The 26,095-nt window shown below is 38.1% G+C and carries 28 protein-coding genes and 1 pseudogene; 15 read left to right on the top strand and 14 right to left on the bottom strand.

Features of this window, described 5'->3' with window-relative positions; genetic code table 11:
- The first annotated feature begins 206 nt into the window (after positions 1-206).
- The 3 genes from GJV03_RS09785 to GJV03_RS09775 all read left to right on the top strand — a co-directional run bounded on the left by GJV03_RS09785 (position 207) and on the right by GJV03_RS09775 (position 3,076).
- A complete protein-coding gene (locus GJV03_RS09785; protein ID WP_004721188.1) occupies positions 207-1,526 on the top strand; it encodes an NCS2 family permease in 1,320 nt (439 codons plus the stop codon).
- Between the two features lie 121 nt (positions 1,527-1,647).
- Positions 1,648-2,649 (top strand): adenosine deaminase, encoded by a 1,002-nt coding sequence (locus GJV03_RS09780; protein WP_354666846.1) that lies wholly within the window; start codon positions 1,648-1,650, stop codon positions 2,647-2,649.
- A 70-nt stretch (positions 2,650-2,719) separates the two neighbouring features.
- Complete coding sequence (locus GJV03_RS09775) at positions 2,720-3,076, top strand: hypothetical protein (protein WP_154129978.1); 357 nt, start codon at positions 2,720-2,722, stop codon at positions 3,074-3,076.
- A 102-nt stretch (positions 3,077-3,178) separates the two neighbouring features.
- Here the strand turns inward: GJV03_RS09775 and GJV03_RS09770 are convergent, their stop codons facing one another.
- Complete coding sequence (locus tag GJV03_RS09770; protein ID WP_004721181.1) at positions 3,179-3,730, bottom strand: cytochrome b; 552 nt, start codon at positions 3,728-3,730, stop codon at positions 3,179-3,181.
- 224 nt (positions 3,731-3,954) lie between these two features.
- Here GJV03_RS09770 and GJV03_RS09765 point away from each other — a divergent pair, with 224 nt between their 5' ends.
- On the top strand, positions 3,955-4,332 hold the full coding sequence (locus GJV03_RS09765; RefSeq protein ID WP_354666845.1) for a hypothetical protein: 378 nt from the start codon (positions 3,955-3,957) through the stop codon (positions 4,330-4,332).
- A gap of 249 nt (positions 4,333-4,581) precedes the next feature.
- Positions 4,582-5,151: a ribonuclease HII gene (gene rnhB, locus GJV03_RS09760; protein WP_154129977.1), complete on the top strand. Its 570-nt coding sequence runs from the start codon at positions 4,582-4,584 to the stop codon at positions 5,149-5,151.
- 79 nt (positions 5,152-5,230) lie between these two features.
- Here rnhB and csrA read toward each other — a convergent pair whose 3' ends face one another.
- From csrA to GJV03_RS09735, 5 genes are all read right to left on the bottom strand, one after another.
- The gene (csrA, locus tag GJV03_RS09755) at positions 5,231-5,482 is read right to left on the bottom strand and encodes a carbon storage regulator CsrA (RefSeq protein ID WP_004721174.1); all 252 of its coding nucleotides are present in this window, start codon (positions 5,480-5,482) and stop codon (positions 5,231-5,233) included.
- A gap of 243 nt (positions 5,483-5,725) precedes the next feature.
- The gene (locus GJV03_RS09750) at positions 5,726-7,006 is read right to left on the bottom strand and encodes an aspartate kinase (protein ID WP_154129976.1); all 1,281 of its coding nucleotides are present in this window, start codon (positions 7,004-7,006) and stop codon (positions 5,726-5,728) included.
- A 63-nt stretch (positions 7,007-7,069) separates the two neighbouring features.
- Complete coding sequence (alaS, locus tag GJV03_RS09745; protein ID WP_234623008.1) at positions 7,070-9,763, bottom strand: alanine--tRNA ligase; 2,694 nt, start codon at positions 9,761-9,763, stop codon at positions 7,070-7,072.
- Between the two features lie 243 nt (positions 9,764-10,006).
- Positions 10,007-10,783 (bottom strand): hypothetical protein, encoded by a 777-nt coding sequence (locus GJV03_RS09740; RefSeq protein WP_154129975.1) that lies wholly within the window; start codon positions 10,781-10,783, stop codon positions 10,007-10,009.
- 29 nt (positions 10,784-10,812) lie between these two features.
- On the bottom strand, positions 10,813-11,631 hold the full coding sequence (locus tag GJV03_RS09735) for a hypothetical protein (RefSeq protein WP_154129974.1): 819 nt from the start codon (positions 11,629-11,631) through the stop codon (positions 10,813-10,815).
- A gap of 137 nt (positions 11,632-11,768) precedes the next feature.
- Here GJV03_RS09735 and GJV03_RS09730 point away from each other — a divergent pair, with 137 nt between their 5' ends.
- Together GJV03_RS09730 and GJV03_RS09725 are read left to right on the top strand one after the other, a co-directional pair.
- On the top strand, positions 11,769-12,791 hold the full coding sequence (locus GJV03_RS09730; RefSeq protein WP_056510515.1) for a type I glyceraldehyde-3-phosphate dehydrogenase: 1,023 nt from the start codon (positions 11,769-11,771) through the stop codon (positions 12,789-12,791).
- An 81-nt stretch (positions 12,792-12,872) separates the two neighbouring features.
- The gene (locus tag GJV03_RS09725) at positions 12,873-13,169 is read left to right on the top strand and encodes a hypothetical protein (RefSeq protein ID WP_056510516.1); all 297 of its coding nucleotides are present in this window, start codon (positions 12,873-12,875) and stop codon (positions 13,167-13,169) included.
- Between the two features lie 50 nt (positions 13,170-13,219).
- Here GJV03_RS09725 and GJV03_RS09720 read toward each other — a convergent pair whose 3' ends face one another.
- The gene (locus GJV03_RS09720) at positions 13,220-13,519 is read right to left on the bottom strand and encodes an AzlD family protein (protein WP_004721162.1); all 300 of its coding nucleotides are present in this window, start codon (positions 13,517-13,519) and stop codon (positions 13,220-13,222) included.
- Positions 13,516-14,259: an AzlC family ABC transporter permease gene (locus GJV03_RS09715; RefSeq protein ID WP_056510517.1), complete on the bottom strand. Its 744-nt coding sequence runs from the start codon at positions 14,257-14,259 to the stop codon at positions 13,516-13,518. The genes GJV03_RS09720 and GJV03_RS09715 overlap by 4 nt, the downstream gene beginning before the upstream one ends.
- Positions 14,260-14,410: 151 nt before the next feature.
- Between GJV03_RS09715 and GJV03_RS09710 the strand changes: the two genes are divergently transcribed.
- Entirely contained in the window at positions 14,411-14,872 is a 462-nt protein-coding gene (locus GJV03_RS09710) for an Lrp/AsnC family transcriptional regulator (RefSeq protein WP_016539073.1), read from the top strand.
- Here the strand turns inward: GJV03_RS09710 and GJV03_RS09705 are convergent.
- Complete coding sequence (locus tag GJV03_RS09705) at positions 14,858-15,442, bottom strand: RNA 2'-phosphotransferase (protein WP_105712858.1); 585 nt, start codon at positions 15,440-15,442, stop codon at positions 14,858-14,860. The two genes, GJV03_RS09710 and GJV03_RS09705, sit on opposite strands and share 15 nt — an antisense overlap.
- A 36-nt stretch (positions 15,443-15,478) precedes the next feature.
- Positions 15,479-15,889 carry an AsnC family transcriptional regulator gene (locus tag GJV03_RS09700; RefSeq protein WP_056510521.1) on the bottom strand — a complete coding sequence of 137 codons (411 nt, stop codon included), beginning with the start codon at positions 15,887-15,889 and terminating at the stop codon, positions 15,479-15,481.
- Positions 15,890-16,013: 124 nt separating this feature from the next.
- Here GJV03_RS09700 and GJV03_RS09695 point away from each other — a divergent pair, with 124 nt between their 5' ends.
- Positions 16,014-16,556 (top strand): cysteine hydrolase family protein, encoded by a 543-nt coding sequence (locus GJV03_RS09695; RefSeq protein WP_004721153.1) that lies wholly within the window; start codon positions 16,014-16,016, stop codon positions 16,554-16,556.
- A gap of 71 nt (positions 16,557-16,627) precedes the next feature.
- Here GJV03_RS09695 and GJV03_RS09690 read toward each other — a convergent pair.
- Positions 16,628-17,138 (bottom strand): annotated as a pseudogene (locus GJV03_RS09690) (hypothetical protein).
- A 316-nt stretch (positions 17,139-17,454) separates the two neighbouring features.
- On the opposite strand from GJV03_RS09690, the gene GJV03_RS09685 reads away from it, so the two are divergent.
- The 5 genes from GJV03_RS09685 to GJV03_RS09665 all read left to right on the top strand — a co-directional run bounded on the left by GJV03_RS09685 (position 17,455) and on the right by GJV03_RS09665 (position 22,326).
- On the top strand, positions 17,455-18,621 hold the full coding sequence (locus GJV03_RS09685) for an ATP phosphoribosyltransferase regulatory subunit (RefSeq protein ID WP_154129973.1): 1,167 nt from the start codon (positions 17,455-17,457) through the stop codon (positions 18,619-18,621).
- 70 nt (positions 18,622-18,691) lie between these two features.
- The gene (locus tag GJV03_RS09680; protein ID WP_004721148.1) at positions 18,692-20,011 is read left to right on the top strand and encodes an adenylosuccinate synthase; all 1,320 of its coding nucleotides are present in this window, start codon (positions 18,692-18,694) and stop codon (positions 20,009-20,011) included.
- Positions 20,012-20,191: 180 nt separating this feature from the next.
- Positions 20,192-20,983, top strand: a complete 792-nt coding sequence (locus GJV03_RS09675; protein ID WP_004820958.1) for a M48 family metallopeptidase — start codon at positions 20,192-20,194, stop codon at positions 20,981-20,983.
- A 140-nt stretch (positions 20,984-21,123) separates the two neighbouring features.
- On the top strand, positions 21,124-21,429 hold the full coding sequence (locus tag GJV03_RS09670) for a hypothetical protein (protein ID WP_056510530.1): 306 nt from the start codon (positions 21,124-21,126) through the stop codon (positions 21,427-21,429).
- A 111-nt stretch (positions 21,430-21,540) separates the two neighbouring features.
- Positions 21,541-22,326 (top strand): M48 family metallopeptidase, encoded by a 786-nt coding sequence (locus GJV03_RS09665; protein WP_004721143.1) that lies wholly within the window; start codon positions 21,541-21,543, stop codon positions 22,324-22,326.
- Between the two features lie 94 nt (positions 22,327-22,420).
- Here the strand turns inward: GJV03_RS09665 and GJV03_RS09660 are convergent, their stop codons facing one another.
- Together GJV03_RS09660 and crp are read right to left on the bottom strand one after the other, a co-directional pair.
- Positions 22,421-23,470 carry an NADP(H)-dependent aldo-keto reductase gene (locus GJV03_RS09660; protein ID WP_154129972.1) on the bottom strand — a complete coding sequence of 350 codons (1,050 nt, stop codon included), beginning with the start codon at positions 23,468-23,470 and terminating at the stop codon, positions 22,421-22,423.
- A 328-nt stretch (positions 23,471-23,798) separates the two neighbouring features.
- On the bottom strand, positions 23,799-24,509 hold the full coding sequence (gene crp, locus GJV03_RS09655; RefSeq protein ID WP_004721139.1) for a cAMP-activated global transcriptional regulator CRP: 711 nt from the start codon (positions 24,507-24,509) through the stop codon (positions 23,799-23,801).
- 151 nt (positions 24,510-24,660) lie between these two features.
- On the opposite strand from crp, the gene GJV03_RS09650 reads away from it, so the two are divergent.
- Positions 24,661-25,083, top strand: a complete 423-nt coding sequence (locus tag GJV03_RS09650) for an OsmC family protein (protein WP_004721138.1) — start codon at positions 24,661-24,663, stop codon at positions 25,081-25,083.
- Positions 25,084-25,267: 184 nt separating this feature from the next.
- Here the strand turns inward: GJV03_RS09650 and GJV03_RS09645 are convergent, their stop codons facing one another.
- Positions 25,268-26,080, bottom strand: coding sequence for a peptidoglycan DD-metalloendopeptidase family protein (locus tag GJV03_RS09645; RefSeq protein WP_154129971.1), 813 nt, complete (start codon positions 26,078-26,080; stop codon positions 25,268-25,270).
- Positions 26,081-26,095: the final 15 nt, after the last annotated feature.

Below are 26,095 nucleotides of genomic sequence, written 5' to 3'. Positions count from 1 at the left end.
AATATGTAATCGATAACGACCGTTAAACCTTCTAGAAAATGAAAGCTGCTAATCTGCAGCTTTTTTAATTCAAGTTTTTTATCGGAAATGTCATTTTGGTATGTTTATTGAATGCTGAATTATGGCCTTAATTGACGGCATTTAGCATTTTTTTAAATGAACTCGATTTTATCAACGAATAGCTCAAACTTAACAGGGGCTCAACAATGACGAATCCAAATCCTTCAGCGGGTTTGCTTGAACGCTTATTTAAACTGAGCGAAAACAAAACAACGTTTAGAACCGAAATACTGGCAGGTTTAACGACATTTTTAACAATGTGCTACATCATCATTGTTAACCCATTGATTCTTTCAGAAACAGGTATGGATCATGGCGCCGTATTTGTGGCAACGTGTTTAGCCGCTGCGATTGGTTGTTTGGTCATGGGGGTTGTTGCAAACTATCCGATTGCACTTGCACCAGGTATGGGACTGAATGCTTATTTTACCTATTCCGTTTGTTTAGGTATGGGCGTTGAATGGCAAACCGCTTTGGCTGCTGTATTTGTTTCCGGACTTGTCTTCATCGCAATTAGCATGTTTAAAATCCGTGAAGCCATTGTCAATGCGATTCCAATGTCATTGAAATTTGCAATCGGTGGTGGTATTGGATTATTCCTTGCACTGGTTGCATTGAAAAACTCAGGCATTATTGTTGCAAATCAAGCAACTTTGGTGGGTTTGGGTGATTTAAAACAACCTACAGTCTTACTGACTTTATTGGGTTTTTTCCTGATCGTGATTATGCACCACTATAAAATTCGTGGCGCAATTATTATCAGTATTTTAGCAATCACTGGTATTGCAACAGCTTTAGGTTTAAATGAATTTAAAGGGGTTGTTGGTTCGATTCCTTCTATTGCACCGACATTCATGCAAATGAATTTTGAAAACTTATTTACGGTAAGTTTAGTTGGCGTAATTTTCGTATTCTTCTTGGTTGATTTATTTGACTCAACCGGAACATTGGTCGGGGTTTCACATCGTGCTGGTTTATTGAAAGATGGTAAATTACCACGTTTAAAAAAAGCGCTATTTGCAGATTCAACTGCAATTGTTGCCGGTGCTGCTTTAGGTACATCATCAACAACGCCTTATATTGAGTCATCTGCGGGTGTTGCTGCAGGCGGTCGTACAGGTTTAACTGCAGTTGTTGTCGGTATTTTATTTTTAGCGTGTTTATTTTTAGCACCACTGGCTCAATCTGTTCCTGGATTTGCGACTGCTCCAGCATTATTATTTGTTGGTGTGTTGATGATTCAAGGTATCATCAATATTGAATGGGATGATATTACCGAAGCAGTTCCAGCATTTTTAACCATTGTATTTATGCCATTTGCTTATTCTATTGCAGACGGTATTGCAATGGGTTTTATCAGCTATGCATTGGTTAAATTATTTACAGGTAAAGCGAAAACAGTTCCATATATGGTTTGGATCATTGCTGTGCTCTGGGTGATTAAATTCGTTGCATTTGGTGGTTAATAAATTTAAATAAGGAAAGGGTGTAAACTCAAGTTTGCGCCCTTTTTTGTTTTAATCAGATTGAAATGAATCCAAGCGATTTGGATGATTGAAATTTAATTTAATAAGTTTGAGGAAAAACGTGAATAGATTAGAACTTATTCGTGCCTTACCTAAGGCAGAACTCCATGTACATATCGAAGGCACGTTTGAGCCTGAGTTGATGTTTGCAATAGCTCAGCGTAATCAAATTGATATCCCGTATAAATCTGTAGAAGAAGTCAAACAAGCATATAACTTTCATAATCTACAGTCTTTCCTTGATATTTATTATGCAGGTGCAAATGTACTGATCAATGAACAAGACTTTTATGATTTAGCTTGGGCATATTTTGAAAAATGTGCAGAAGATAAAGTTGTACATACTGAAATGTTCTTTGATCCACAAACACATACTGACCGCGGGGTTGCCTTTGAAACGGTGATCAATGGTCTACAACGTGCATGCGATGATGCTCAAACAAAGTTGGCTATAAGCTCTCATTTGATCATGTGCTTCCTGCGTCACTTAAGTGAAGAAGCAGCATTTGAAACGTTAAAGCTAGCTTTGCCGTATAAAGATCAAATTATTGCTGTAGGTTTAGATTCAAGCGAAGTTGGGCATCCACCAGCTAAGTTTGAACGAGTTTTTGCTCAAGCACGCAAAGAAGGTTTCTTGGTGGTTGCGCATGCGGGAGAAGAAGGACCTGCTGAATATGTTTGGGAAGCTTTAGATTTATTAAAAGTAAACCGTATTGACCACGGTGTACGTTCAGAAGAAGACCCAGCACTAATGCAACGTTTAATTGCAGAAAAGATGCCTTTGACTGTTTGCCCACTGAGCAATTTAAAATTGTGTGTGGTGGATGATATGGCACAACATAATATTCACCGTTTATTGCAAAAAGGTGTGCATGTGACTGTCAATTCAGATGACCCATCTTATTTTGGTGGCTATATGAATGATAATTTTATTTCGATTGCTGAAGCACTAGATCTTTCAAATACAGAGTTAAAGCAATTGGCAAAAAATTCATTTGAAGCGTCATTTATTTCAAATGAAGAAAAGCAAAAATGGAACAATCAAATTGATCAATTGGCTTAAATCAAGCTATATTCTTTAAGCATATAAAAGCAGTGTGTGAACACTGCTTTTTTTTCATGAGGGAAATAGAATGAAATTTTTAACAACATGTTTAACCTTATTCATTATTTTACCTGTGACTGTTGCATGTGCAGACTCAAGCACAGAAACGATTACGCAGAAAATGCTAAAGCCTTTAATCGAACAGCAATGTGCCAGTGAGTTAAAAGCGTCAAAGGTTTGGCAAGCATCCTCATTTTTATGGGCAGCTGCGCAACAGCAACATGCACAGCAAAAAATCTGTGGCTGTGTCAGTGAGAATGCTTTGAACGATGTACCAGCTAAACAGCTGGTTATGGCAACTTTTAATGAAGCTGCAAAAAATAAGCTGATTCAACAAGCAGTGATGAATAGTTTAAAAGGTTGTGCAAAGGAAGCATTAAAGTAAAGATCTAGAATTTAAAGCGCCATAAATTTAAACCACAATAAAAATATAAAAAAGCACACCGTTTTGATGTACTTTTAATAAGATTTTTTAATCTGTATATGACTAACCTTGTCGTGTCATACTTTTCAATACATTGTCTTTATCAATAAAATGATGTTTGAGCGCAGCAAGAACATGTCCAACAAGAAGTAGGCCAGCAGCCCATGAAATATAAATATGTAAAGGTTTTACAATCGCTGTTAAATCGGGGTTATCTTGTACAAGTCTTGGAATCTCAAATAAGTACAATACAGGCACGGGATGACCAGCACTCCAGCTAAATAAACATCCTGTGATTGGCAATGCCAATAGCATGAAATATAAACCCAAATGACCTAAATGAGCCAAAGTTTTCATCAATGGTGACATGGTTTCAGGTAGTTCAGGGGCAGGGTGAGTGTAACGCCAAAAGATACGGATAATGACCAAAAAGATAATCACCGATGCAATATTCTTATGTAGAGTAATGACATCGCCTTTAAACGGTCCATCGACATCATAGCTTAAAAAATTGCCACTATAAAAACCAATGACCCAAGCGGTAATAAAGATGATTGCCATAATCCAATGCAACCATTGTGCTGTCCTTGTATAGTATTGTGATTTTTGTTGCATGACACAGATTCCAATTTAATTTAGTGCTTATAATATGGATTTTATTAAAAGAAATCAGTTCTAAAAACTCAACGTATTGTTTTAAATTTGCAACGCTTAAAGCAATAATTGTGAAATATTTATCCATTTAGCGTCTAATGAGGTGATTATTCAAATTTTTAGTTTAATCCAAGTGTTAGTTTAGGCAAAATAGCCTAGCTTTATCTCATAAAAAGGAAAAAATTGTGAAAAAACGCGTTGTCTTTCTTGCTTCAATCGCTTTAGCTCTAACGGCTTGCGCGACCAATGATCCAACAGGTGCTGCAGCAGCGTCAACAACTCAGCAGTTAGGTGGTGTTGCGCTTAAAATCGCGATAAATACGAAATGTACAACTGAACTGAATAATTTACCTGCTTGGAAGACTGCAACAAAAGTCATGACTGCAGACCAGAAAAACAATGTACAAAGTGAAATTTGTGGTTGTGTCAGTGAAAAGGCACCACAAAGTGTTAGCACTGTAGATTTAGCAACAGCTGCTTTAGATCCTCAAGCGCGTGCTACGATTGTTTCAAATGTCGTGACAAAAACAATTAATGCATGTGTTGCAGAAGCGATGAGATAGTTGCATTAAAGCATCAAAGACATATGAATTTATTGATACAGTTTTTTGTATATTGATAAATTCATGGTCTTAGGACTGATGCTCTTTTCTTTAAATGGCGTCTTTCACGCTAAGCAAAATATTCTAAATTTTGATCAGTCGATTGAAGTTATGTAGAAAGAAAAGGGCTTTCGATCTGTCATCATCTCAAGATGATGATGTATGAACTCAGATAAAACCTGTTGAGCTTCTTTTAGGATAGGAAAGAAAATGTTAGTTGCTGGTGTAGATGAAGCAGGACGAGGTCCATTGGTTGGCTCTGTGGTTGCAGCTGCAGTTATTTTAGATCCAAACAATCCAATTCAAGGGTTAAATGATTCTAAAAAATTAACTGAAAAAAAACGTGAAAAGTTATTCATTGAGATTCAGGAAAAAGCGATTGCTTGGGCAATTGCTGAAGCAACACATCAAGAAATTGATGAGCTGAATATCTTGCAAGCTGCATTATTGGCGATGCGACGTGCTGTAGAGGCACTTAAAACGCGACCAGAACATGTGCTTGTAGATGGCAATAAAGTTCCTAAAGGCTTAAGCATGAGCTGTGATGCGGTCGTAGGCGGGGATGCTTTACATGCTGAGATCAGTGCGGCAAGTATTTTAGCCAAAGTAACGCGTGATCATGAAATGGTTGAGTTAGACAAGTTGTATCCGCAATTTGGTTTTGCTAAACATAAAGGTTATCCAACCAAAGCACACTTTGACGCCATCGCTGAACATGGGGTGATTGATCAACATCGCCGTAGCTATTCGCCAGTCAAAAAAGCACTGGGTCTTGAATAAAACGGATGATGTTTTTTACTGATCAATAAAAATTTAAAGCGGCTTAAAAGCCGCTTTAGTTTCCAAAACCACTATAATCTTAACGATTATAGGTGTTTTGCGAATTATCATCTTCAAAAGAAGGTTGATAATCTTGATCAATATGTTGCAAATGCTCGTGCATAGCACGCTCATGTTGAATACGTTGATAAATTTCTTCGCGATGTACAGAAACTTCTTTTGGGGCATTTACACCAATACGAACTTGGTTGCCTTTAACACCAAGCACAGTAACACTGACTTGATCCCCAATCATCAAAGTTTCTCCGACACGGCGGGTCAGAATCAGCATGTTTATCTCCTTGCTTAAACGCTAAACCTGCGATGAATTTCTAAAAACTAGAAAACACAACTTTAAATAGCACCGATAATTTTAACAGAATAATGTGACAAATTTTTCATTTTCACATTGCTCTATTGAAATTTCTCTAAAACCTCAAAAACTAATATAACAGAGCCACTATAGAAAACACTATAGTGGCTCTGATTTTTTCTTGGTCAAAACAGCGAATAAGTTGCTATATTTGATCAAAAATTATGCACGCGCACTCGATTCGCCATGTTCACGGTCTAAACCGAAGGCTGTATGGAGTGAACGAACTGCAAGTTCTAAGTAATTTTCTTCAATAATCACAGAAATTTTGATTTCAGAAGTCGAGATCATCAGGATATTAATCCCTTCATCTGCAAGTGCAGTAAACATTTTACTTGCAACACCTGCATGAGAACGCATACCAACGCCAACAATCGACACTTTAACAATGTCATCACGCGTAGCAACTTCACGCGCACCAATCGCTGTAGCCGTTTCTTCTAGGATTGCTTTGGCTTTTTTAAGTTCACTACGATTCACGGTAAAAGTGAAGTCAGTTGTGCCATCTTCTTCAACGTTTTGGATGATCATATCCACTTCAACGTTTGCAGCACCAATAGGCGATAAGATTTTAGACGCAATACCTGGTTCATCAGGTACACCTAAAATTGTTAATTTAGCTTCGTCACGGTTAAATGCGATACCAGAAATAATTGGCTGTTCCATATTGTCTTCCGCTTCAGTAGTGATTAGTGTTCCGACATTGTTTTTGAAATCTTCGTCGAATGCGCCATCATTGTCATTATCAAAACTTGATAATACGCGTAAAGGCACTTGGTATTTTCCTGCAAATTCAACAGAACGAATCTGCAATACTTTAGAACCGAGAGATGCCATTTCAAGCATTTCTTCAAATGAAATACGATCAACTTTTTTCGCTTTAGGTGCAACACGAGGATCAGTGGTATAAACCCCATCCACATCTGTGTAAATCTGACATTCATCTGCTTTTAATGCCGCAGCAAGTGCAACACCAGAGGTATCAGAACCGCCACGGCCTAAAGTTGTTGTATTGCCATCAATGTCGAAACCTTGGAAGCCTGCAACAACAATGACACGACCTGCATCCAAATGATTTGTCATCACATCTGTATCAATAGATTCGATACGGGCTTTGGTAAACGCGCTGTCAGTTTTGATACCAACTTGACGACCTGTGAGTGACTTAGCTTCAACACCAATTGAATTGAGCGCCATTGCTAACATTGAAATCGTTACCTGTTCACCCGTAGACACCATTTGGTCTAGTTCACGAGGATCAGGGGTTTCGGTAATGGCTTTCGCTAAAGCCAATAAGCGGTTTGTTTCACCACTCATTGCGGATACAACCACTACAACCTTGTGGCCGTGGTCATGCCAACGCTTTACACGACGAGCAACATTTAAAATGCGCTCGGGAGTACCCATAGAAGTACCGCCATATTTTTGAACGATTAATGCCATAGTTGTTCCATATAAGCCATGACCCTAATCGGCATTAGGGTCAGTTACACAAAAGGTGAAGTATTATTTTTGAGCAAGCCAAGCAGTTAAATCTGCCATCACTTGTTCAAACTTCTCGTTTAGTGGCGCGCCACCTTGTGCTAAGTCAGGTTTACCACCACCTTTACCACCAAGCTCAGTTGCTAAGTGTTTGATGATGTCACCCGCTTTTAGATTTGCAGTGAAATCTTTAGCTACAGATGCGATAAGACTAACTTTGTCACCTTCTACAGCCGCAAGCACAATCACTGCATTATCTAATTTTGATTTGACACTGTCATGAAGATGACGAACAGACTTCGCATCTTGTCCTTGAACTGTGGCAATAAGTGTTTGGCGACCCGCAATTTCCGTCACTTGACTGATTAAATCAGAGGCTTGGAAATTCGCCAATTTTTGATTCAATTGCTCAATTTGTTTTTGCAATTGATGTGCTGTTTCTAGCGTTGATTGAACTTTTTCAACAGTTTGATCTTTCTGTGCTTTTAATAAATCGTTGATATGCAAAATGTCTGCATCAAATTTTTGAACGATTTCAAGCGCTTTGGTACCTGTAACAGCTTCAATACGACGAACACCTGCTGCAACACCACTTTCAGAGGTGATTTTAAACAGACCAATATCGCCAGTACGTTTTACATGGATACCACCACAAAGTTCGATAGAGAAATTTTTCTCATCTTGGATTGAACCCATAGAAAGTACACGAACTTCATCACCATATTTTTCACCGAACAACATCATTGCGCCTTTTTCTTTTGCAGCATCAATGTCTAAAAGTTCAGTAGAAACTGCGGTGTTTGCAATCACTTCACGGTTTACAATACGTTCAACCTGTTGAATTTGTTCAAATGTCACCGGTTGGTCATTGGCAAAGTCAAAACGTAAAATGTCAGAAGCGACCAAAGAACCTTTTTGTTGTACGTGCTCGCCCAATACTTGACGTAGAGCAGCATGTAAAAGGTGAGTTGCAGAGTGGTTGCGTGCAGTTGCTTCACGAAGATCTGCTTTTACAATTGCTTCAACATTTTGAGTCGCTTTTAGGCTTCCCATTGTCACGATACCTTGATGGACAAAAGCGCCACCAGATTTTTTAGTATCTTGAACTTCAAAAATACCAGTATCGTTTTTGAACAGACCTGTATCACCAATCTGACCACCACTTTCTGCATAGAACGGTGTTTGGTTCAATACGATTAGTGCTTCATCGCCTTCAACGACTTCATCAACTTGTACGCTATCTTTATAGATCGCAATTATTTGACCTTGACCTTGAGTTGCTTCATAGCCATCAAATTGAGTTTCGCTATCTACTTTCACAATGCTGTTATAGTCAACAGCAAACTTGCCTGCATCACGTGCACGTTGACGTTGTGCAGCCATTTCAACTTCAAAACCAGCTTCGTCAATTTCCAGTTCGCGTTCACGTGCGATATCTGCGGTTAAATCAGCAGGGAAGCCATAAGTGTCGTAAAGTTTAAAGACGGTTTCACCTGGAATGGTTTTACCTTTGAGGTTGGCTAATTCACCTTCAAGCAGTTTTAAACCTTGTTCAAGCGTTTTGGCAAACAATTCTTCTTCACGAATCAAAGCTGCTTCAATCACATTACGACGTTGTTCAAGCTCAGGATAAGCAGTGCCCATAGCATCGATTAATGGTTGTAACATTTTGTAGAAGAATGTACCCGTTGCGCCCATTTTATTACCATGACGTACTGCACGACGGATAATACGACGCAATACATAACCACGACCTTCATTTGAAGGGTTAACGCCATCTGCAATCAGGAAGCAGCATGAGCGTGCATGGTCTGCGACCACTTTAAGTGAAGCAGGGTATTCAATAGGTTTATTGTTTGCTTGTGCAGTTGCAACCGCTTCAGATGTATCAACACCAATAATTTCAGCAGCAGACTTTAATAGGTCTTGGAACAGGTCAATTTCATAGTTTGAATTGACATGTTGTAAAACAGCAGAAATACGTTCCAAGCCCATGCCTGTATCTACAGATGGTGCAGGAAGATTATGCAGTACGCCATCAGCAGTACGGTTAAACTGCATGAAAACGTTGTTCCAGATTTCAATAAAACGGTCGCCATCTTCTTCTGGTGTGCCTGGTAAGCCACCCCAAATATGATCACCGTGGTCAAAGAAAATTTCAGAACAAGGACCACATGGGCCAGTATCACCCATTGCCCAGAAGTTATCAGAAGCGTATTTTTCGCCTTTATTGTCACCAATACGGATAATACGATCTGCAGCTAAGCCAATTTCTTTGTTCCAAATGTCAAACGCTTCATCATCTGTATGATAAACAGTGGCATATAATTTATCTTTAGGTAGTGCTAACCATTCTTCACCAGTAAGGAAATCCCAAGCAAAACGAATCGCGTCACGCTTAAAATAATCACCAAAAGAGAAGTTACCTAACATTTCAAAGAATGTATGGTGACGTGCTGTATAACCGACATTATCTAAGTCGTTGTGCTTACCGCCTGCACGGACACATTTTTGCGACGTCGTTGCACGAACATAGTCACGTTTTTCTAATCCAAGGAAACAGTCTTTAAACTGGTTCATCCCTGCGTTGGTAAAAAGCAGAGTAGGGTCATTGGCAGGTACAAGTGAACTTGACGCGACACGTGTATGTCCTTGCGATTCAAAGTAGCGCAAAAATGCTTCACGTATTTCAGCAGTTGTCATAAAACGAGTACTCACAACCAAGTCACTCCTTAATTTTCGTATTGGCTAAAAGTGTGTTGCTGAGTCTGATTTTGGCGCTCAGTCACCACACGGGCTTATTTTTAAAAACGCCAAAGTATAACGGAAAATGTAGTGTCCACCAATGATTTTAAGGTGAATTATTGGTATTTCTATACATTTTCAACTTTCGTCTGGGGTAAATTTTGGTTGTATAAATTTAAAACATAGCCACATTGCCATTATCGGATTTAAGCTTGCTTAAAAAGGATCAATACTTAAAAAGTTATGATGCTGAAATTTATATACTTGACCATTAAATTTAAGCGTTTGTTGTTGCTTATATTGTTTTTTCACAGAAGTGCAGGTTTTATAGTTGGTTTTGGTCTGGTTTTTGGTTTCTTTTAAAATCATGTCCTGTAAGCCATGTGTCGTTTTATTTGATAAAATGAGAATACTTCTGACCTCTGAATTACTATTCTCTGGACAGTTTCCAATTCGTTCATCGCCGCTATCATTCATACTGATACCGCCAATTTCTTTGATGGGTTGTCTAGGATTAACTTTAAATAAAGTTAAATTACTGTGACTATAAGTGAAACCACCTTGATGCGACGATGAAGTCTCTAAGCCGACCACATCTGTATTCGGCAAGGTTGAAAATCTAGTGCTGTGGAGTTTTGCTCCATCATAATGATCTGCATCTGAGTAAAAAGTTTCTGGTGCTTTATACTTTTGCAGAATTTTATGCTGAGAAGAGTCAATTAAGTATAAATTTAGATCATGTTCCATTTCATCATAAGATTTATAAGCAATCGGTTGGCTAATGGCAATCAACTGAATTTTTTGTTGATTGTCTAAATGGATACAGCTTTGATATGTTTTGGCTTCAGTATTGGCAAAACGTGGGTTGGTTAGTTTAAATTTTTGAATTAAAGAATCTTGTAATTGTTCTGAGCAAGTTTGATAAGGTGCTGCAAAACTATTTCCAGCAATCAAAAGCAGTGCAGTGTTGAATACAATTTGTAATCTTTTCATGATCTAACCTTTTTAATTGCAAAATTTAATCAAATTCCAAAGTCTAAAAAATTAAGATGTTCAAAACGATATTTTTTCCCATCAAATTTCATGATATGACGTTGCTTTTTGACAATACGGTGGGTACTACAGTTTTTTTCGTTAAGTGTTATACGCTCTGTTTTTTCCGTTAATTGAATATCTGCTAAACCATGACTGTTCTGTTTTAAGGGGTGAAGTAAAATTTGAGTCTCAGTTTGTGCATTATTTTCACATAGAGACGGTCTTTCGCCAGCTGAGTAATTCGTCATAAATTTATCTAAAACCAATTGCATTTGTTGATTGCTGATTTTGAATAACTTTATTTCACTTATTGTATAGTCAATTCTACCTAAATGCCCATAGGTTAAGGCCAATCCAATAACATGAGTATGGGGAGTTTTAGAGTAAGGATTGATATCAAATTTTAAATTTTCAAACTGATGGTTATCTGAAGAAATCTTCATGGGATAATGATAGTGATTTAGAATTTTTTCAGATGCGTTGTCAATCAAATAAAGATTTAAGTCGTAATCTGCATACCCAGACGGCATATGAAGTGGTTGACTAATTGCGATCAATTGCCGATTTTGATCCAGCTTTATACAGCGCTCAAATGTTGGATAGCGTGTATCTCTCTGTTCAGGGGAAATCAATTTAAGTTTATCAATCAATTGCAGAGTCTGTGTTTCGCTGCATCGTGAATAATTATTTTGAATATTCTTCTGTTGGGCATAACTGAAAGGAAGAAATATAAAAATACATATCGCAATACAGCAAAAATAAAATAGGCGCCGCATAAATGTCATTGTGAGCAAAGATGAATACATTTTTTTATCCAATGATGTTTTAAATTCTATTGTTTTCGAATTTTTTCTTGCTAAAGTCAGCTATATATTAACAGTAGTGATCATAAATCTTATACCATATAACTGATTATGGTAATTTGGCTGTAAAAGGACATCTGATGCAACGTGTGGCAATAAACGGATTCGGGCGAATTGGACGGAATGTATTACGCGCTTGGTTTGAAAATCCGAAAAACTTCCATTTTGAAATTGTTGCCATTAATGATATTGCAGATGTTGAAACGCTGGTTCATTTATTTAAATACGATACTACACATGGTCGCTTTGACGGTGCGGTGAATATCGTACAAGAACATGGACAGCTTTATATGTCGATTGACGCACGGCAAATTAAACAGAAAGTTCAAATTTTAAGACAAGCCAATCCTGAATTATTGCCTTGGGAAGCGCTTAACATTGATGTCGTTTTAGAATGTACAGGGTTGTTTCGTTCAAGAGCCGCTGCAACACAACATATAACAGCAGGTGCTAAACGCGTCATTATCGGTGCAGCACCTTTTGATACTGTTGATGCTGCCATTGTTTATGGGGTAAATCATCATGATGTTAAACCCAGTGATCAAATTATTTCAGGTGTGTCATGTACCACACAGGCTTTAGTCCCTTTGGTCAAAATTATTGATGATGCATTTGGAATTGATAGCGCATTAATGACTGAAATCCATGCGGTCACAGCAGATCAATCTGTACTGGATCATGCACATCGAGATTTACGCCGCGCACGTGCCTCAGGACAAAATATTATTCCAACAACATCTTCTGCTTTGGGTGCATTAAAACAAGTCATGCCCAAAATGGAAAACCGTATTGATGGTTTTTCAATCCGTGTACCCACAATTAATGTTGCCGCCATTGATTTAACATTTATTGCTAAAGCGCCTGTAACAGCTCATTTAATTAACCAAACCTTAATTCAAGCAGCAAAATATGATTATGCTGAAATTATGTCTGTTACAGATGAGCAATTGGTTTCAAGTGATTTTAATCATTCACCTTATTCACTGATTGTTGATCTGAATCAAACCATGGTCGTGGGGCAACAGGCGAAAGTGTTTGCTTGGTATGATAACGAATGGGGCTATGCAAATCGCTTGTTAGATTTGTGTGAATCATTTTATTAATCTAATATTTATCACTTAAAAATAACTTTAATGACTTGAGTTTAATCAAGACGAAGATTGACGTGTTTTGTTGGGGGAATGATGTTTTTTATATATTTGGTTATTGTGATTCTTTATCTGGCCATGATGTTTGTGATTTGGCAAATGGGAAAGTTAAAGAAAGAAAACCTTGAATGGCTTAAGCATGTGCAGAATCATGAGCAACAGATCCATGCACAAGAGCAACATCTCAAACAGACCTTACAAATTATGCAAGATTTGGCTAAAAAAATGCATGTACAGCAGGAAGTTTTAGACAATACCTCAACACGTTTGACTCAAGTTGAGTTTCAAAACGGTGAATTAATTAAAATATTACAGCAAAATTCAAAACCTTAATTGAGGTTTTGAATTGCATCAAGTCAAGAGTGACAGGCTATTGAGAACGTTTAAAGCATAAAGTATCTCAAAATCCCTGTTGCAATGATGCTGATCAGTACAGTGGGTAATAATGAAAAATAACAAGCTGCGAACAGTGTGATGATAATTGCAATCAAGTTGGCTGGTTGATCCGTAACAAAGTAGGGTGCAATCACTGATATCAAAACACAGCCGGGGATAACCTGTAAAATTCGCGTGGTTCTTTTGCTGAGGTGTTTATTTTTTAACAGTAAATAACCTAAGATTCGAGTTAAGTAGGTTGTTAATCCCACACAAACAATGGCGATGAATGTCGTCATATGAATCATTCTTCATCTCCAATCAGTAAAAAAGCAGCGATAATTCCTGAAATAGAACCAATCAATACATACCAGCCTTTAGGTAGATAATAATAGGCCAGTGCGGCCGCGATCAGACTTATCAGCCAAGGCAGTGCGGGTTTAAAGCCTTTCCACATTCCGCGTAAAAGCACCAGAAAAACTGCGGGGAATGCCATGTCAAAACCAAACTTTGTGACATCACCAAGGAAAGAACCAATGCCGACTCCCATCGTGGTAAAAACCACCCACATAACATATAACGCAAAACAAAGGCCGATATAAAAAAACACACTAAATCCTGCATAGGGATTGCGAGGGTTTTGTTTGTGTGAATCCGTAATGCTAAGGGCCCAACTCTCATCACACATAAAAAATAATAATGGAAGGGCTTTACGATTGGGCAAATGTCGAATATAGGGTGCTAAACTTGCACCCATTAAAATATGGCGGCTGTTGACCAGAAAAGTGATCAGAATTAAAAACAACAATTGAGGTGGCTGCGTCCAGACTTCAATAATGGCGAACTCAGAACCACCAGCAAAATTGAGTCCTGTTAACAATGGAACTTCTAAGGTAGAAAATCCTTTTTGTGCTGCTTGTGTTCCTAAAACCAGTGCAAAAGGGATAATACCCAGTAGCATTGGAATAGAGGTTTTAAGCCCACGTACAAACTCTCTAAATTCAATTGAATAGGTCAGTTCAGTCGTAGTGTTCTTAAAACTTAACATGAGTCGCTCAATGGTCGCTAAAACAAGGTGATTTTTATTTTATGCCAAATGATTCGCTATATTTCGCTAAACTTGCTGCCTTTAAAATAATTTTTGCAATATTATTGCTGGAATATGTTATTTTTTGGTTTTATCTACTAGAAATAATTTTATGAAATTGGATCAGATAGATCGGCGTATTTTGTGTGCATTACAACGTAATGGAAAACTACAAAATAATGAATTGGCAGATCAGATAGGTTTATCCGCTTCACCTTGTTTAAGACGAGTAAAGCAACTGGAGGATGAGGGGATCATTGACCAATATGTTGCATTGGTCAATCCACACAAAGTAGATCTTAGTTTGACAGTCTTTGCACGAATTTGGTTAAAGAGTCAGGATGAACAAGCGGTCAATCGATTTATCGAAAGCATTATGAATATTTCTGAAATTGTTGAATGTCAACTTATGGCAGGAGATTGTGATTTTTTCTTACGTATTGTGGTTTCTGATTTAGAGGCATATCGTAAATTTCAAATTAATCATTTAAATAAAATTCCAGGGATCCAGAATGTCAAAACTGAAATCCCTTTACAGAAGATTAAACAGACCACAGCCTTACCGCTGGATTAGTTTTTTTGATTCGCTTTCGAATAACTTTAAATATTTTATCGGCACTTGTTCAGTCAACCAAACCCCATTTTCAGCACAATAAAATTGGAAACCATCTTGATGCATCTGTTTGGTGTCTAAGATGAAAATGATGACTTTGCCATGTCGTTGTCCCACTTTCTGGGCTGTGACTAAATCAGCAGATAAATGTACGTGATGACGTTCACCTGAAATTAAGCCTTTTTCTAAAATACTGTCGACAAAGCGAGTTGCTGTTCCATGAAAAAGTGTATCGGGTGGCGTAATAGCAACATACTCACGTTGAACCTGAGCACTAGAGTGACCTTGTACTGCGCGGATTTTGTTTTGATCAGGTGAAAGTTGGAAGCGTTTTTTATCACTGCTTTCAACGACCTCAATCAACTCTACGAGTTTAAGTGGTCTTCTGTGTTTGATCATTTGCTGTAAAAGGATGTGTACATCCGTCCAGCCTTCAGAATCGAGTTGGATTGCAATGGTTTCTGGTTGATGTCGAAGTACTAAACTTAGAAATTTACTATGTTCGCGTAATGTTTTTTCTGAAGATTTCATTTGTTATTCTTACATGATATGGATTTGGATATAAAATTAAGGCTGAGTTTCAATTGCTCTTACGACACTATCTACTGAATATTGTCCCCATTCAGAGAGTTGCTCGATAAATAGATTGATTACATGACTATCAAAATGAGCAACCAGCATATAGCAAGCGGAACCACAGACTTTATAGCAACTTTCAATTGACTCAAATTGAGCGATAAATGCTTCAAACTGTTCAAATTCATTAGTCTGCATCATCACACGTATAAATTGTGTTGATTGGTGCTGTAGCGTAATCGTATATTTCTGAATTGTGCCTTCATCTTGCATTCGAGCAATGCGACTTCCTACAGCTTGGCCTGTACGGTGTACTAATTTTCCGATCTCTTTATTGCTTAACCGAGAATCAGTTTTTAGTATTTTTAAAATTTTGAGGTCAATTGGGTCATTTGGCAACATAGTGAATTGAACAAATTTTCAGTTTGAAAGTTTCTAATCTATTATTCTTTCATGAGTGACTGCAAATCGCCAGTTGTTTTGATTAATCTTATAAAAACATCAACACAAGGGTTAGGAAAACACCATGAGCCAAACTGCATTATTAGTAATAGATGTCCAAAACGATTATTTTCCTCAAGGGAAGATGGAGTTGTTCTGTGCGGAACAGGCTTTAAAACACATCAATCGATTAGAAGATCTGTTTATAAAGCGTGAGCAGCCGATTATTTATATTCAGCATATTGCCAATCAACCCAATGCTACATTTTTTGAAGCAGGAACGCAGGGTGTAGCACTACATTCGGGTTTACGTGTTAAGACCGATTCAATTGTGATTGAAAAACATTATCCCAATAGCTTTTTTCAAACCACTTTAAAAGCAGAATTAGAGCGACTGAATGTTGATAAATTAGTGATTAGTGGCATGATGACGCATATGTGTGTTGATGCGACGTCACGTGCAGCGGCAGAATTTGCTTATCAACCGACGATCATTTCAGACGCTACAGCGACGCGTCAATTGAGCTATTCAGACAGAACAGTTGAAGCAGAAGATGTACAAACAGCCTGTTTGTCAGCCTTTCAAATGTTTTCACAAGTGGTCAGTATTGAGGACTATTTAAAATAGCTGAAAGAGTCAAAATAATAGGGAAGTACAGCGATTCGATTTTGTACTTCCCTTTAAATCTGAATGAAAATTTATTCTTGGTTTAAGAAACCTTCTTTGATTTTTTCAGGTAAACCTGTATGCCACCATGTATAAATGGAGGATTTTATTTCTTCATCTTGTTCAGGATCATTGAAAGGTTCATCATCTTCGCGAATCAATTCATCGTCTTCAAATTTAAACCAGAATTCCCACGGGTCATTCATCCCCACAACCCCAAGCCAGTGTGTGAATTTCAGGGAGTAATGCTTTTAAGAAAAGTAAGATTGCTTCGATAAACTCATCGCCTGAAGAACCATGCACAAAATGGGCAACTGAATAGCCTGCAATAGCGTGTAATGATTCAGGACCCAAATCAAACTCAATATTGTCAACTGCATTTAAAAGATCTTCTGCAAGTTCTTGCCCCAATTGTGAATTGAGCTCAACTGCAACAGCAATAAATTTGTCTTGTTCACCGCGATGCTCTTGAAATAAACGGCCTATCTTTTGCATGATTTCCGTATTTGGATGCGTGTAATATAAGTTGCTATGTAGTTCCATACTTCCCCAGTTTTTAGTATTTCAGTTGCTTTAAATAGATGCTGTTTTTCTAAACGAATAAATTATATTTTCAACAACGCAAATAGCAATCAACACTGGTGTGAAAAGTTAAATAAATACAAAGAATTGAAGTGGGATAATGTGTAATAGATGGTTTTTTGTCTAAATTATGCATAAGTGGTCAAATTATCTAGGCATCAAAAGTTATTTTATTAATGCATGGCGCAGATGATCGTGCTAAAATAAGAGAAATCGGGTGTGTTCCCGATTTTTTTATGCGGATTACTTCCGCGCTGACAGGATTTAGGTTTACAACATGCCCATTTCAGAGACATGGTTATTACCTGATGGTGTAGCTGATGTATTACCAGAGCAAGCGCAAGTAATTGAAAAATTGCGCCGTGAAGCTTTAGATTTCCTCGCATCACGAGGTTATCAGCTGGTGTATACGCCATTCATCGAATACATCGAATCTCTTTCTTCTCTCTCCGAATCGAATCAAGATTTAGACTTAGCCACTTTTAAAGTCATCGACCAACTTTCAGGTCGTTTACTTGGTGTGCGTGCCGATATGACACCACAAGTGGCTCGTATTGATGCCCATGTACATCAAGTACAAGGTGTGGCGCGTTACTGCTATGCAGGGACTGTACTTCATACTAAACCACAAGGTTTTAATACCACGCGTGCACCACTTCAGTTAGGTGCAGAGTTATTTGGTTCAGACAGTATTGACGCAGACGTTGAAATGATCGACGTGATGCTCAATCTGATTAATACCGCAGGTTTAGCTGATGGTATCCATCTTGATTTAGGGCATGTAGGACTGTTTAGAAGTCTGGTAAAACATGTGGGTTTAAACAAATCAATAGAAAGCCATTTATCTGATTTGTATCAGCGCAAAGCACTACCAGAACTTGCTGAATTCACTCAAGATTTAGAATTTGGTTCTGATTTTTATGCTTTAGGTCGTTATGCAAGTGATCTGGATGCATTGCAAGCGAATATTAGCGCAGAAATTTTTGCTGATGAAGCATTTAAAAATGCTTTTGAGGTACTTAAAACAACATATACAGAAATTCAAGCACGTTGGCCAAAACTCAATATCGGTATCGATGTTGTAGAGCTTCGTTCATACCATTATCACACTGGGTTAATGTATGCCGTGTATGCACCAAATCGTGCTGCACCGTTGGCACAAGGTGGTCGTTATGATGGTATTGGTGAACACTTTGGACGCGCGCGTCCTGCAACAGGCTTTTCTTGTGACTTGTATTCCTTAAGTGCGGGTCAACGTCAACAGATTGGAAAAGTAGTTGCACCGAAAGGTACCGAATCCACTTTGCTGGATGCGATTGCCGTAGCACGTCAACAAGGTTTAAGTGTAATTCAGTTATTGGGTAATGACGATTTAAACTCAGTTCCAAATGCAACCCACCAGATGGTGAATGTTGCAGGTGAGTGGAAAATCGAAACAATTTAAGTATCAGATTGAATGTTCATGTCATTCGATTTGGTTTTCTATTTTAACAGCATGATGTAATGAGGCTATTATGGGCAAAAGTGTTGTGGTACTCGGTACCCAATGGGGCGACGAAGGTAAAGGTAAAATCGTTGACCTGCTCACAGATCAAGCAGCTGCGGTAGTACGTTATCAAGGCGGACATAACGCAGGGCATACGCTCGTCGTTGGTGGTAAGAAAACAGTTCTTCACCTCATTCCATCAGGTATTTTACGTGAAAACGTACTTTGCTTAATTGGCAATGGTGTTGTACTTTCACCTGAAGCATTGATCAAAGAGATGGATATTCTTGAGAAAGAAGGCGTACCCGTTCGTGAACGTCTGCGTATTTCTCCAAACTGTCCGTTGATTCTTCCTCACCATATTGCACTTGATCAAGCGCGTGAGAAAAAACGTGGTAATGCCAAAATCGGTACAACGGGTCGTGGTATTGGTCCTGCTTATGAAGATAAAGTTGCTCGTCGTGCGATCCGTGTTGCGGATTTAGTACGTGGTGGTGAACATCTTAAAGCACAGCTTGAAGAGCTTCTTGAATACCATAACTTCCAATTGACTCAATTCTTCGGTGTTGAAGCAGTTAAAGTTGAAGATGTATTGGCACTTTGTGATCAATGGCGCGAAGTGGTTAAGCCATTAGTTTTAGATGTGATTACAACATTGCATGACTATCGTAAAGATGGTGCAAACATCATGTTTGAAGGTGCGCAAGGCTCACTTCTTGATGTCGATCATGGTACATATCCATATGTAACTTCATCGAACACTACCGCTGGTGGGGTAAGTTCTGGTTCAGGTCTTGGCCCATTGCATCTTGACTATGTTTTGGGAATCACCAAAGCCTATACAACTCGTGTGGGTGCAGGTCCATTCCCAACTGAGCTTGTTTATGATGCTGCCAATGATGTTGGTGATGCAGTTGGTAAACATTTGGGTACAGTAGGTTCAGAGTTCGGTGCGTCGACTGGTCGTCAGCGTCGTTGTGGTTGGTTTGATGCTGAAATCTTACGTCGTTCTGTAGATGTAAACTCATTATCAGGTATTTGCTTAACTAAACTTGATGTTTTAGATGGTTTGGAAGAAGTAAAAATCTGTATCGGTTATGAAGCTGCAGATTCAGGCTGTGTAGGTTCTACAGATGCGCTTGCATTTGAAACATTAAAACCAATTTATGAAACTATGCCTGGTTGGTCTGAGTCTACGTTTGGTGCGAAATCATTGGATCAATTGCCACAAAACGCAATTAACTATGTAAAACGTATTGAACAGTTGATTGAATGTCCTATCGACATCATTTCAACAGGTCCAGATCGTGATGAAACAATTGTGATGCGTCATCCATTTGATGCTTAATTGATTCAATCTTTAAAAAAAGCTCCTACGGGAGCTTTTTTATTGTTGTTATTTTTAGGTGTTTTAAATAAAGTGTGATTATATTTTGATTTTTTTTGTAAAATACAACATAATTCAGCCGCTAAGAGCTGAGCTTCGTTTTGAAGCTTGCAATAAGATCTATGAAATTTGGTGAAAATAATGATTAACAAGAAACTATTACTTGGCTTAGGGTTGGCTATAGGCTTAACAGGGTGTACGACTGTTGCTGAATTAACGGGTAATGATTCTGCGACTTTAAACCTCAATGCAGCAGCAGATTATAAACTTCTTGTTGAAGATGCAAAGGCACAAAAAGCACTTGATACAACATCTGCAACATATAAACGAGTCAATGCTGTTTTCTTAAAGATGAAACCTTTTGCTGATCAAGCAAATCAAACGGGTCAAAAATTTGACTGGCAATTGAGCGTACTTAAATCCAATGAACTCAATGCATTTGTCATGCCTGGCGGTAAGGTTGTGTTCTTTACAGGTATCGTCAATCAATTGAAACTGACTGATGCTGAAATTGCTGCCATTATGGGACATGAAATGACCCATGCCTTAGAAGAGCATTCTAAACGTGGTGCTGGCGCAACTGCGATTACAGATTTTGCTGTGAAAATGGGCAAAACTTATGCAGGCGATAAATTGGGCTCAGTCGGAACTCAAGCTTTAGATATCGGAAGTAAATATGGTGTAGGTTTGCCATATTCACGTAGTTTAGAGTCGTCTGCTGACCGTGGTGGATTAATGCTTATGGCGAAAGCTGGCTATAATCCTGAAGCAGCAATCAGCGTTTGGCAAAAAATGAACAAGATTGATGGTGGTAGTAATAATGGGGTACAGAAGTTCACTTCAACGCACCCATCAAATAACGACCGTATTTCAGATTTAAACAAAAACATGGTTGAAGCAAAGCAAATCTATCAATCTGTGATTAAAAAGTAATTTGATCGCAGAACGCTAAGCCCGATGTAAATCGGGCTTTTTATTTACAGCTAAAAAAGACTAAAGTCGATATCAATTAGACTAGGTTTTCAAGCTTAGCTTGTTAAAATGTATTTTTAGACACACATTGAGTTTGTAGGATGCAAAAGAATATATCGAGTACGATATTTTATTCTCTGATTTTCGCAATGGGCGGTGCTCCAACGATCGCAATGCTGATTATTCAGGCACAAACCAATGATCTGAATATCATCAATAATGCATTGCTTGGTTTGAGTGTGATGGTTGCATGTGTACTGGTTCCTATTATTTTGATCCAGAATGCATTTTTGTTTATCAAAAGAAATGATCAACATTTAGAACAAAAGATTATTCCATTGAAAAACATATATTTGACCCTGAATGTAATTTGTCTCATATATTGGTTGGCGATTCAATTTTTGTGATATTTCACTTACATAATTAATATGAATTAATGGATTTTATTGATTTATCCTTATGTAACATTTGCATATAATCCACAATGCTTTTATTTGTTCTCCATGGAGTTGATTATAATGAACAATAAATTAATGCTTAGTCTTTGTGCGGCGACTGCCATTTCAATTTCAGGGTGCTCAACTATCGCAGATATGGCAGGTGCTGATTCTGCAACGCTTAATTTAAATGCAACACAAGGCTTTAATAAAACAGTGCAAGAAGCACGTTTGAATAAGACTTTAGATACAACTTCTGCAACTTATAAAAAAGTAAATGCAGCATTTATTCGATTAAAACCTTTTGCTGATCAAATGAACCAAACGGGTCAAAGATTTGATTGGCAATTGGCGGTACTTAAGTCAGACGAAATCAATGCTTATGTTGCACCCGGTGGTAAAGTGGTTTTCTACACAGGGATTGTAAATCGACTTAATCTATCTGAAGCTGAAGTTGCTGCGGTGATGGGCCACGAAATGACCCATGCTTTAGAAGAGCACTCGAAACAAAAATTAGGCGCGCAAGCGTTGACCAATCTTGCAGTTGGTATTGGTAAATCTTATGCAGGCAGCCAAATTGGTGAATTAGGCAATGCAGCGCTCGATTTGGGAAGCCAAGTCGGGGTAGGCTTACCGTACTCACGTAGTTTAGAGAGTCGTGCGGATGAGGGTGGCTTAATGATGATGGCGAAAGCTGGCTATAATCCTCAAGCGGCAATTACCTTATGGGAAAAAATGGCGAAACAGGGTGGAGGAAAAGGTTCTGCATTACTGTCAACACATCCATCTGATGTTAACCGTATCAATGCAATGAAAAAGAATTTACCTGCTGCAATGGCAGTTTATACTGCACGAGGCGGAAGATAAGTTTTTTGATAAAACCTAACGAATAGAAAAGGATGCTTAAGCATCCTTTTCTATTTAAAACAACGTATAACAATAAGCGTTTCAAAAATAGCGCTTAAGGTGCAGGGTTTGGTTGTTGCTGATGAATCGCATCTATTTCCAATAAAATTTCTTCAGACAATTGAGTATCAAAGGCCTGAATATTCTCTTTTAGTTGGTCGAGCGTAGTCGCACCAATAATAGTACTACTCACAAAAAATTGTTGTTTAATAAATGCCAAAGCTAATTGGGTAAGGCTTAAACCATGTTTTTCTGCAAGCTGTGCGTATTGTTCAGTTGCCCAATCACTCTGTGGATTGCTATAGCGGCTAAAGCGTGAAAATAGCGTAATACGGCCTTTTTCAGGGCGTGCGCCGTTGCGATACTTTCCAGTTAAGTAACCAAAGGCCAAGGGTGAGTAAGCGAGTAAGCCAACGCCCTCGTGTTGTGCGATCTCAGACATCCCAATTTCATAAGTACGATTGAGTAGACTATAAGGATTTTGTACGCTCACTATTTTTTCTAAGCCCAATTGTTCAGCTAAATGTAAAAATTTTAAGGTACCCCAAGGTGTCTCATTGGATAAGCCAATATGACGAATACGTCCTTTTTTAACTTCTTTCGAGAGTGCTTCTAAGGTTTCAGCAAGCGATGTAATGTCTTGTGTACGTGCCGCAAGCTGATTGCTGTAGCCTAGCGTACCAAAGAAGTTAACAGGGCGTTGTGGCCAATGTAGTTGGTAAAGATCTATATAGTCTGTTTGTAAGCGCTTGAGCGAGCTATCAATAGCACTACTGATCTCTGCTTCTATAAACTTGGTATGCCCATCACGAATTTGACTGCCACCTTGTTGGGGGCCTGCAATTTTGGTGGCGATAATGAGTTTGTCACGCTGGCCGTTTTGAGCAATCCAATTCCCTATGATGCTTTCAGTCGATCCCTGTGTCTCTGGCTTAGGTGGTACTGGATACATTTCAGCAGTATCCCAGAAATGAATATTTTGATCGAGTGCATAAGCAAGTTGTTCAAATGCTTCATTCTGATTATTTTGTTCACCAAAGGTCATGGTGCCTAAACAAATTTCAGGGACCACAAGATCAGAATGCCCTAAACGATTTGACTTCATTTTATGTCCTTCAAAATTAATATTCAGTATCTTATGAGAATAATAACGTAATTTAAATTTGATAACTAAGTGAAAGAATATTTCTAATTATCAAAATAAGATAAAGTTATCTGATTTTTTTATAAAATGCTCATTTTTGCTTGGTCTTGTTTTATAGCATGGTCACGAGACCAGTTCACAGTAATTCTCTGTGTATTTATCGCAACATGAAAAAAGCAAACTCGGGAGTTTGCTTTTAAACTATATTTTAACTTTTGACAATATTTGATATTTATCCCATTCAACATAATTCTTTAAGGAATTAAATTCTCAAATTTGTTCTCAAGCTTTATTCATCATCTGTGCTTAGTTCGTCTTCAGAAAAATTAGATTCTTCCAAAGATACATCAAATATAAGGATGGCTTTACCGTCGGTTTCGATCATGCCTTGTTCTTCAAGTGTTTTTAGAACACGACCAACCATTTCACGGGAACAACCCACGATACGACCAATTTCTTGGCGAGTAATGCGGATTTGACGGCCGTTTGGCAAGATCATCGCTTCAGGCTGTGCTGAAAGATCAATTAAACAACGTGCAATACGACCAGATACATCAATAAATGCAAGGTCAGTTACTTTGCGTGTTGTATTTTTTAAACGACGAACAAGTTGTGCAAATACGGCATAACTTAAGTCAGGATATTGTTTACTAATTTCGTGGAAATTGTCATATGAAATTTCAGCAATTTCACATACGTCACGGGTTCTTACTTCCGCAGTACGTTGTGGATTCTGCTCAAATAATCCCATTTCCCCAAAAAAGTCCCCAGGGTTCAAATATGCAACAACAATTTCACGTTCATCATCTTCACGTAAAATAATTGAAACTGAACCTTTTAAAATTAAATACAGTGATTTTGACTCTGAACCTGCATCAATAATCGTTGAGCGTTTTGGAAAACGATTGATGTGGGCTCTTTTGAGCAAAGCTTTGACTGACTCAGGTAGTTGACCAGGAGACAAAGCATCTGTACTAAGTTGTGCAAAATTAGAAGACATGCTTAAAAATTCCGAATTGGATAATAACTAGATCTGTTGATCTAAATTGAACTCGTCACGTAGAAGCAGTAGAGATGAAATTCCTTATCAACTCATTTTATGCTAGTGTACAGGTACCCCGTAAATTTATAGCTTTTTTTAGGTAGTTGCAATGCAAACTAGCGTTCATTGGTTAGAGAATGTTGCTTTCGAAGCAAAATCAGAAAGTGGTCATCAAATTGTGATGGATGGTTCTGCTGAATATGGTGGTGAAAACCGTGGACCACGTCCTATGGAACTCATATTAATGGGACTTGGTGGGTGTGCTTCATTCGATATTGTGACCATCTTAAAGAAATCTAGGCAAAATGTAACAAATGTTGTTTGTCAGCTCAAAGCGGATCGAGCAGACACGATTCCAGCTGTATTCACTAAGATACATTTACATTTTGTGGTGACAGGGCATGATGTAAAAGAGAAGCAAGTGGCTAAAGCTGTTGAATTATCAGCCGAAAAGTATTGCTCAGCAAGTAAAATGCTGTCCGATGGTGGTGTCGAAATCACCCATGATTTTGAAATTATTTCTGCTGAATAACTGACTTAATTTTAAAAAAGCCAATCAAAAGATTGGCTTTTTTTTAATGGGTTTTGACGACTTAAGTCGGTGACTTATCTGGTCAAAATTTAAAAAAATAAATTATTACAAAATGTGTATTTGTTCAAAAATAAGTATTTTTGAAACAAGCGTTCAAAGGTTTCTTCGCATTTTTCTTGCTAAATTAAGGTGATAAAAATAATTGTGGGTCAACTCTGGCATTATTTAAGCTCATTCCCCAGTGTAGATGTGGACCTGTTACTCGCCCTGTTTTACCCACCAATCCCAATAATTCACCTTGTTTCAAGATTTGCCCTTTTTCTACATTTATTTTACTGAGGTGGCAAAACATACTGATCAGACCTTGTCCATGATCGATCATGACGGTATTCCCATTAAAGAAATAATTACCTGTCGCAACCACTTTTCCCGCAGCTGGCGCAACAACTTTTTGTCCGATGGGGGCAGGGATATCTAAACCAGAATGTGGAGCACGCTCTTCACCATTAAAAAAGCGTTTACGACCAAATGAATTACTAAATTTTCCTGCTGTAGGTCTGATGAATTTTGGAAAGTCTTTCCATTGAGCAGGGCTAAAAGAGCTGTAAACACTGTTTTGTTCTTTCGCTTCTTGGCTATAACGATCAAGTTGTTCTTGATTTGGATTGACATAATCCTGATTTTTTACATTGAGGCGCTGCTCAGCATATTTAAATGGCTTCACTTCAATATTAATTGGGCCTGTAGAGCTTTGTAATTGCAATGTACCCAGTGGTACTGAAAGCGGAATACCAAAAACAATATGGTTTACTGAATTTTCACCATCCACGATCAAGACAGGTTTGTCTTGGTAAGTGACATTTAACACGGTTTTAGGAACAGGAATAACCGCTATGCCACCTGCACGACGTGAGTCTTGAGGTAAGGCAAAGGATTGAGTTGCTATAATTAAGCTAGATAGTAGGAAAAGTTTTTTGATTGAAGGCATAAATAACATACAAGGTTTAATTTT

The sequence above is a fragment of the Acinetobacter sp. RIT698 genome (assembly GCF_009668065.1).
Taxonomy (GTDB): domain Bacteria; phylum Pseudomonadota; class Gammaproteobacteria; order Pseudomonadales; family Moraxellaceae; genus Acinetobacter; species Acinetobacter guillouiae.
This window is presented reverse-complemented; position numbering and strand designations above follow the sequence as displayed.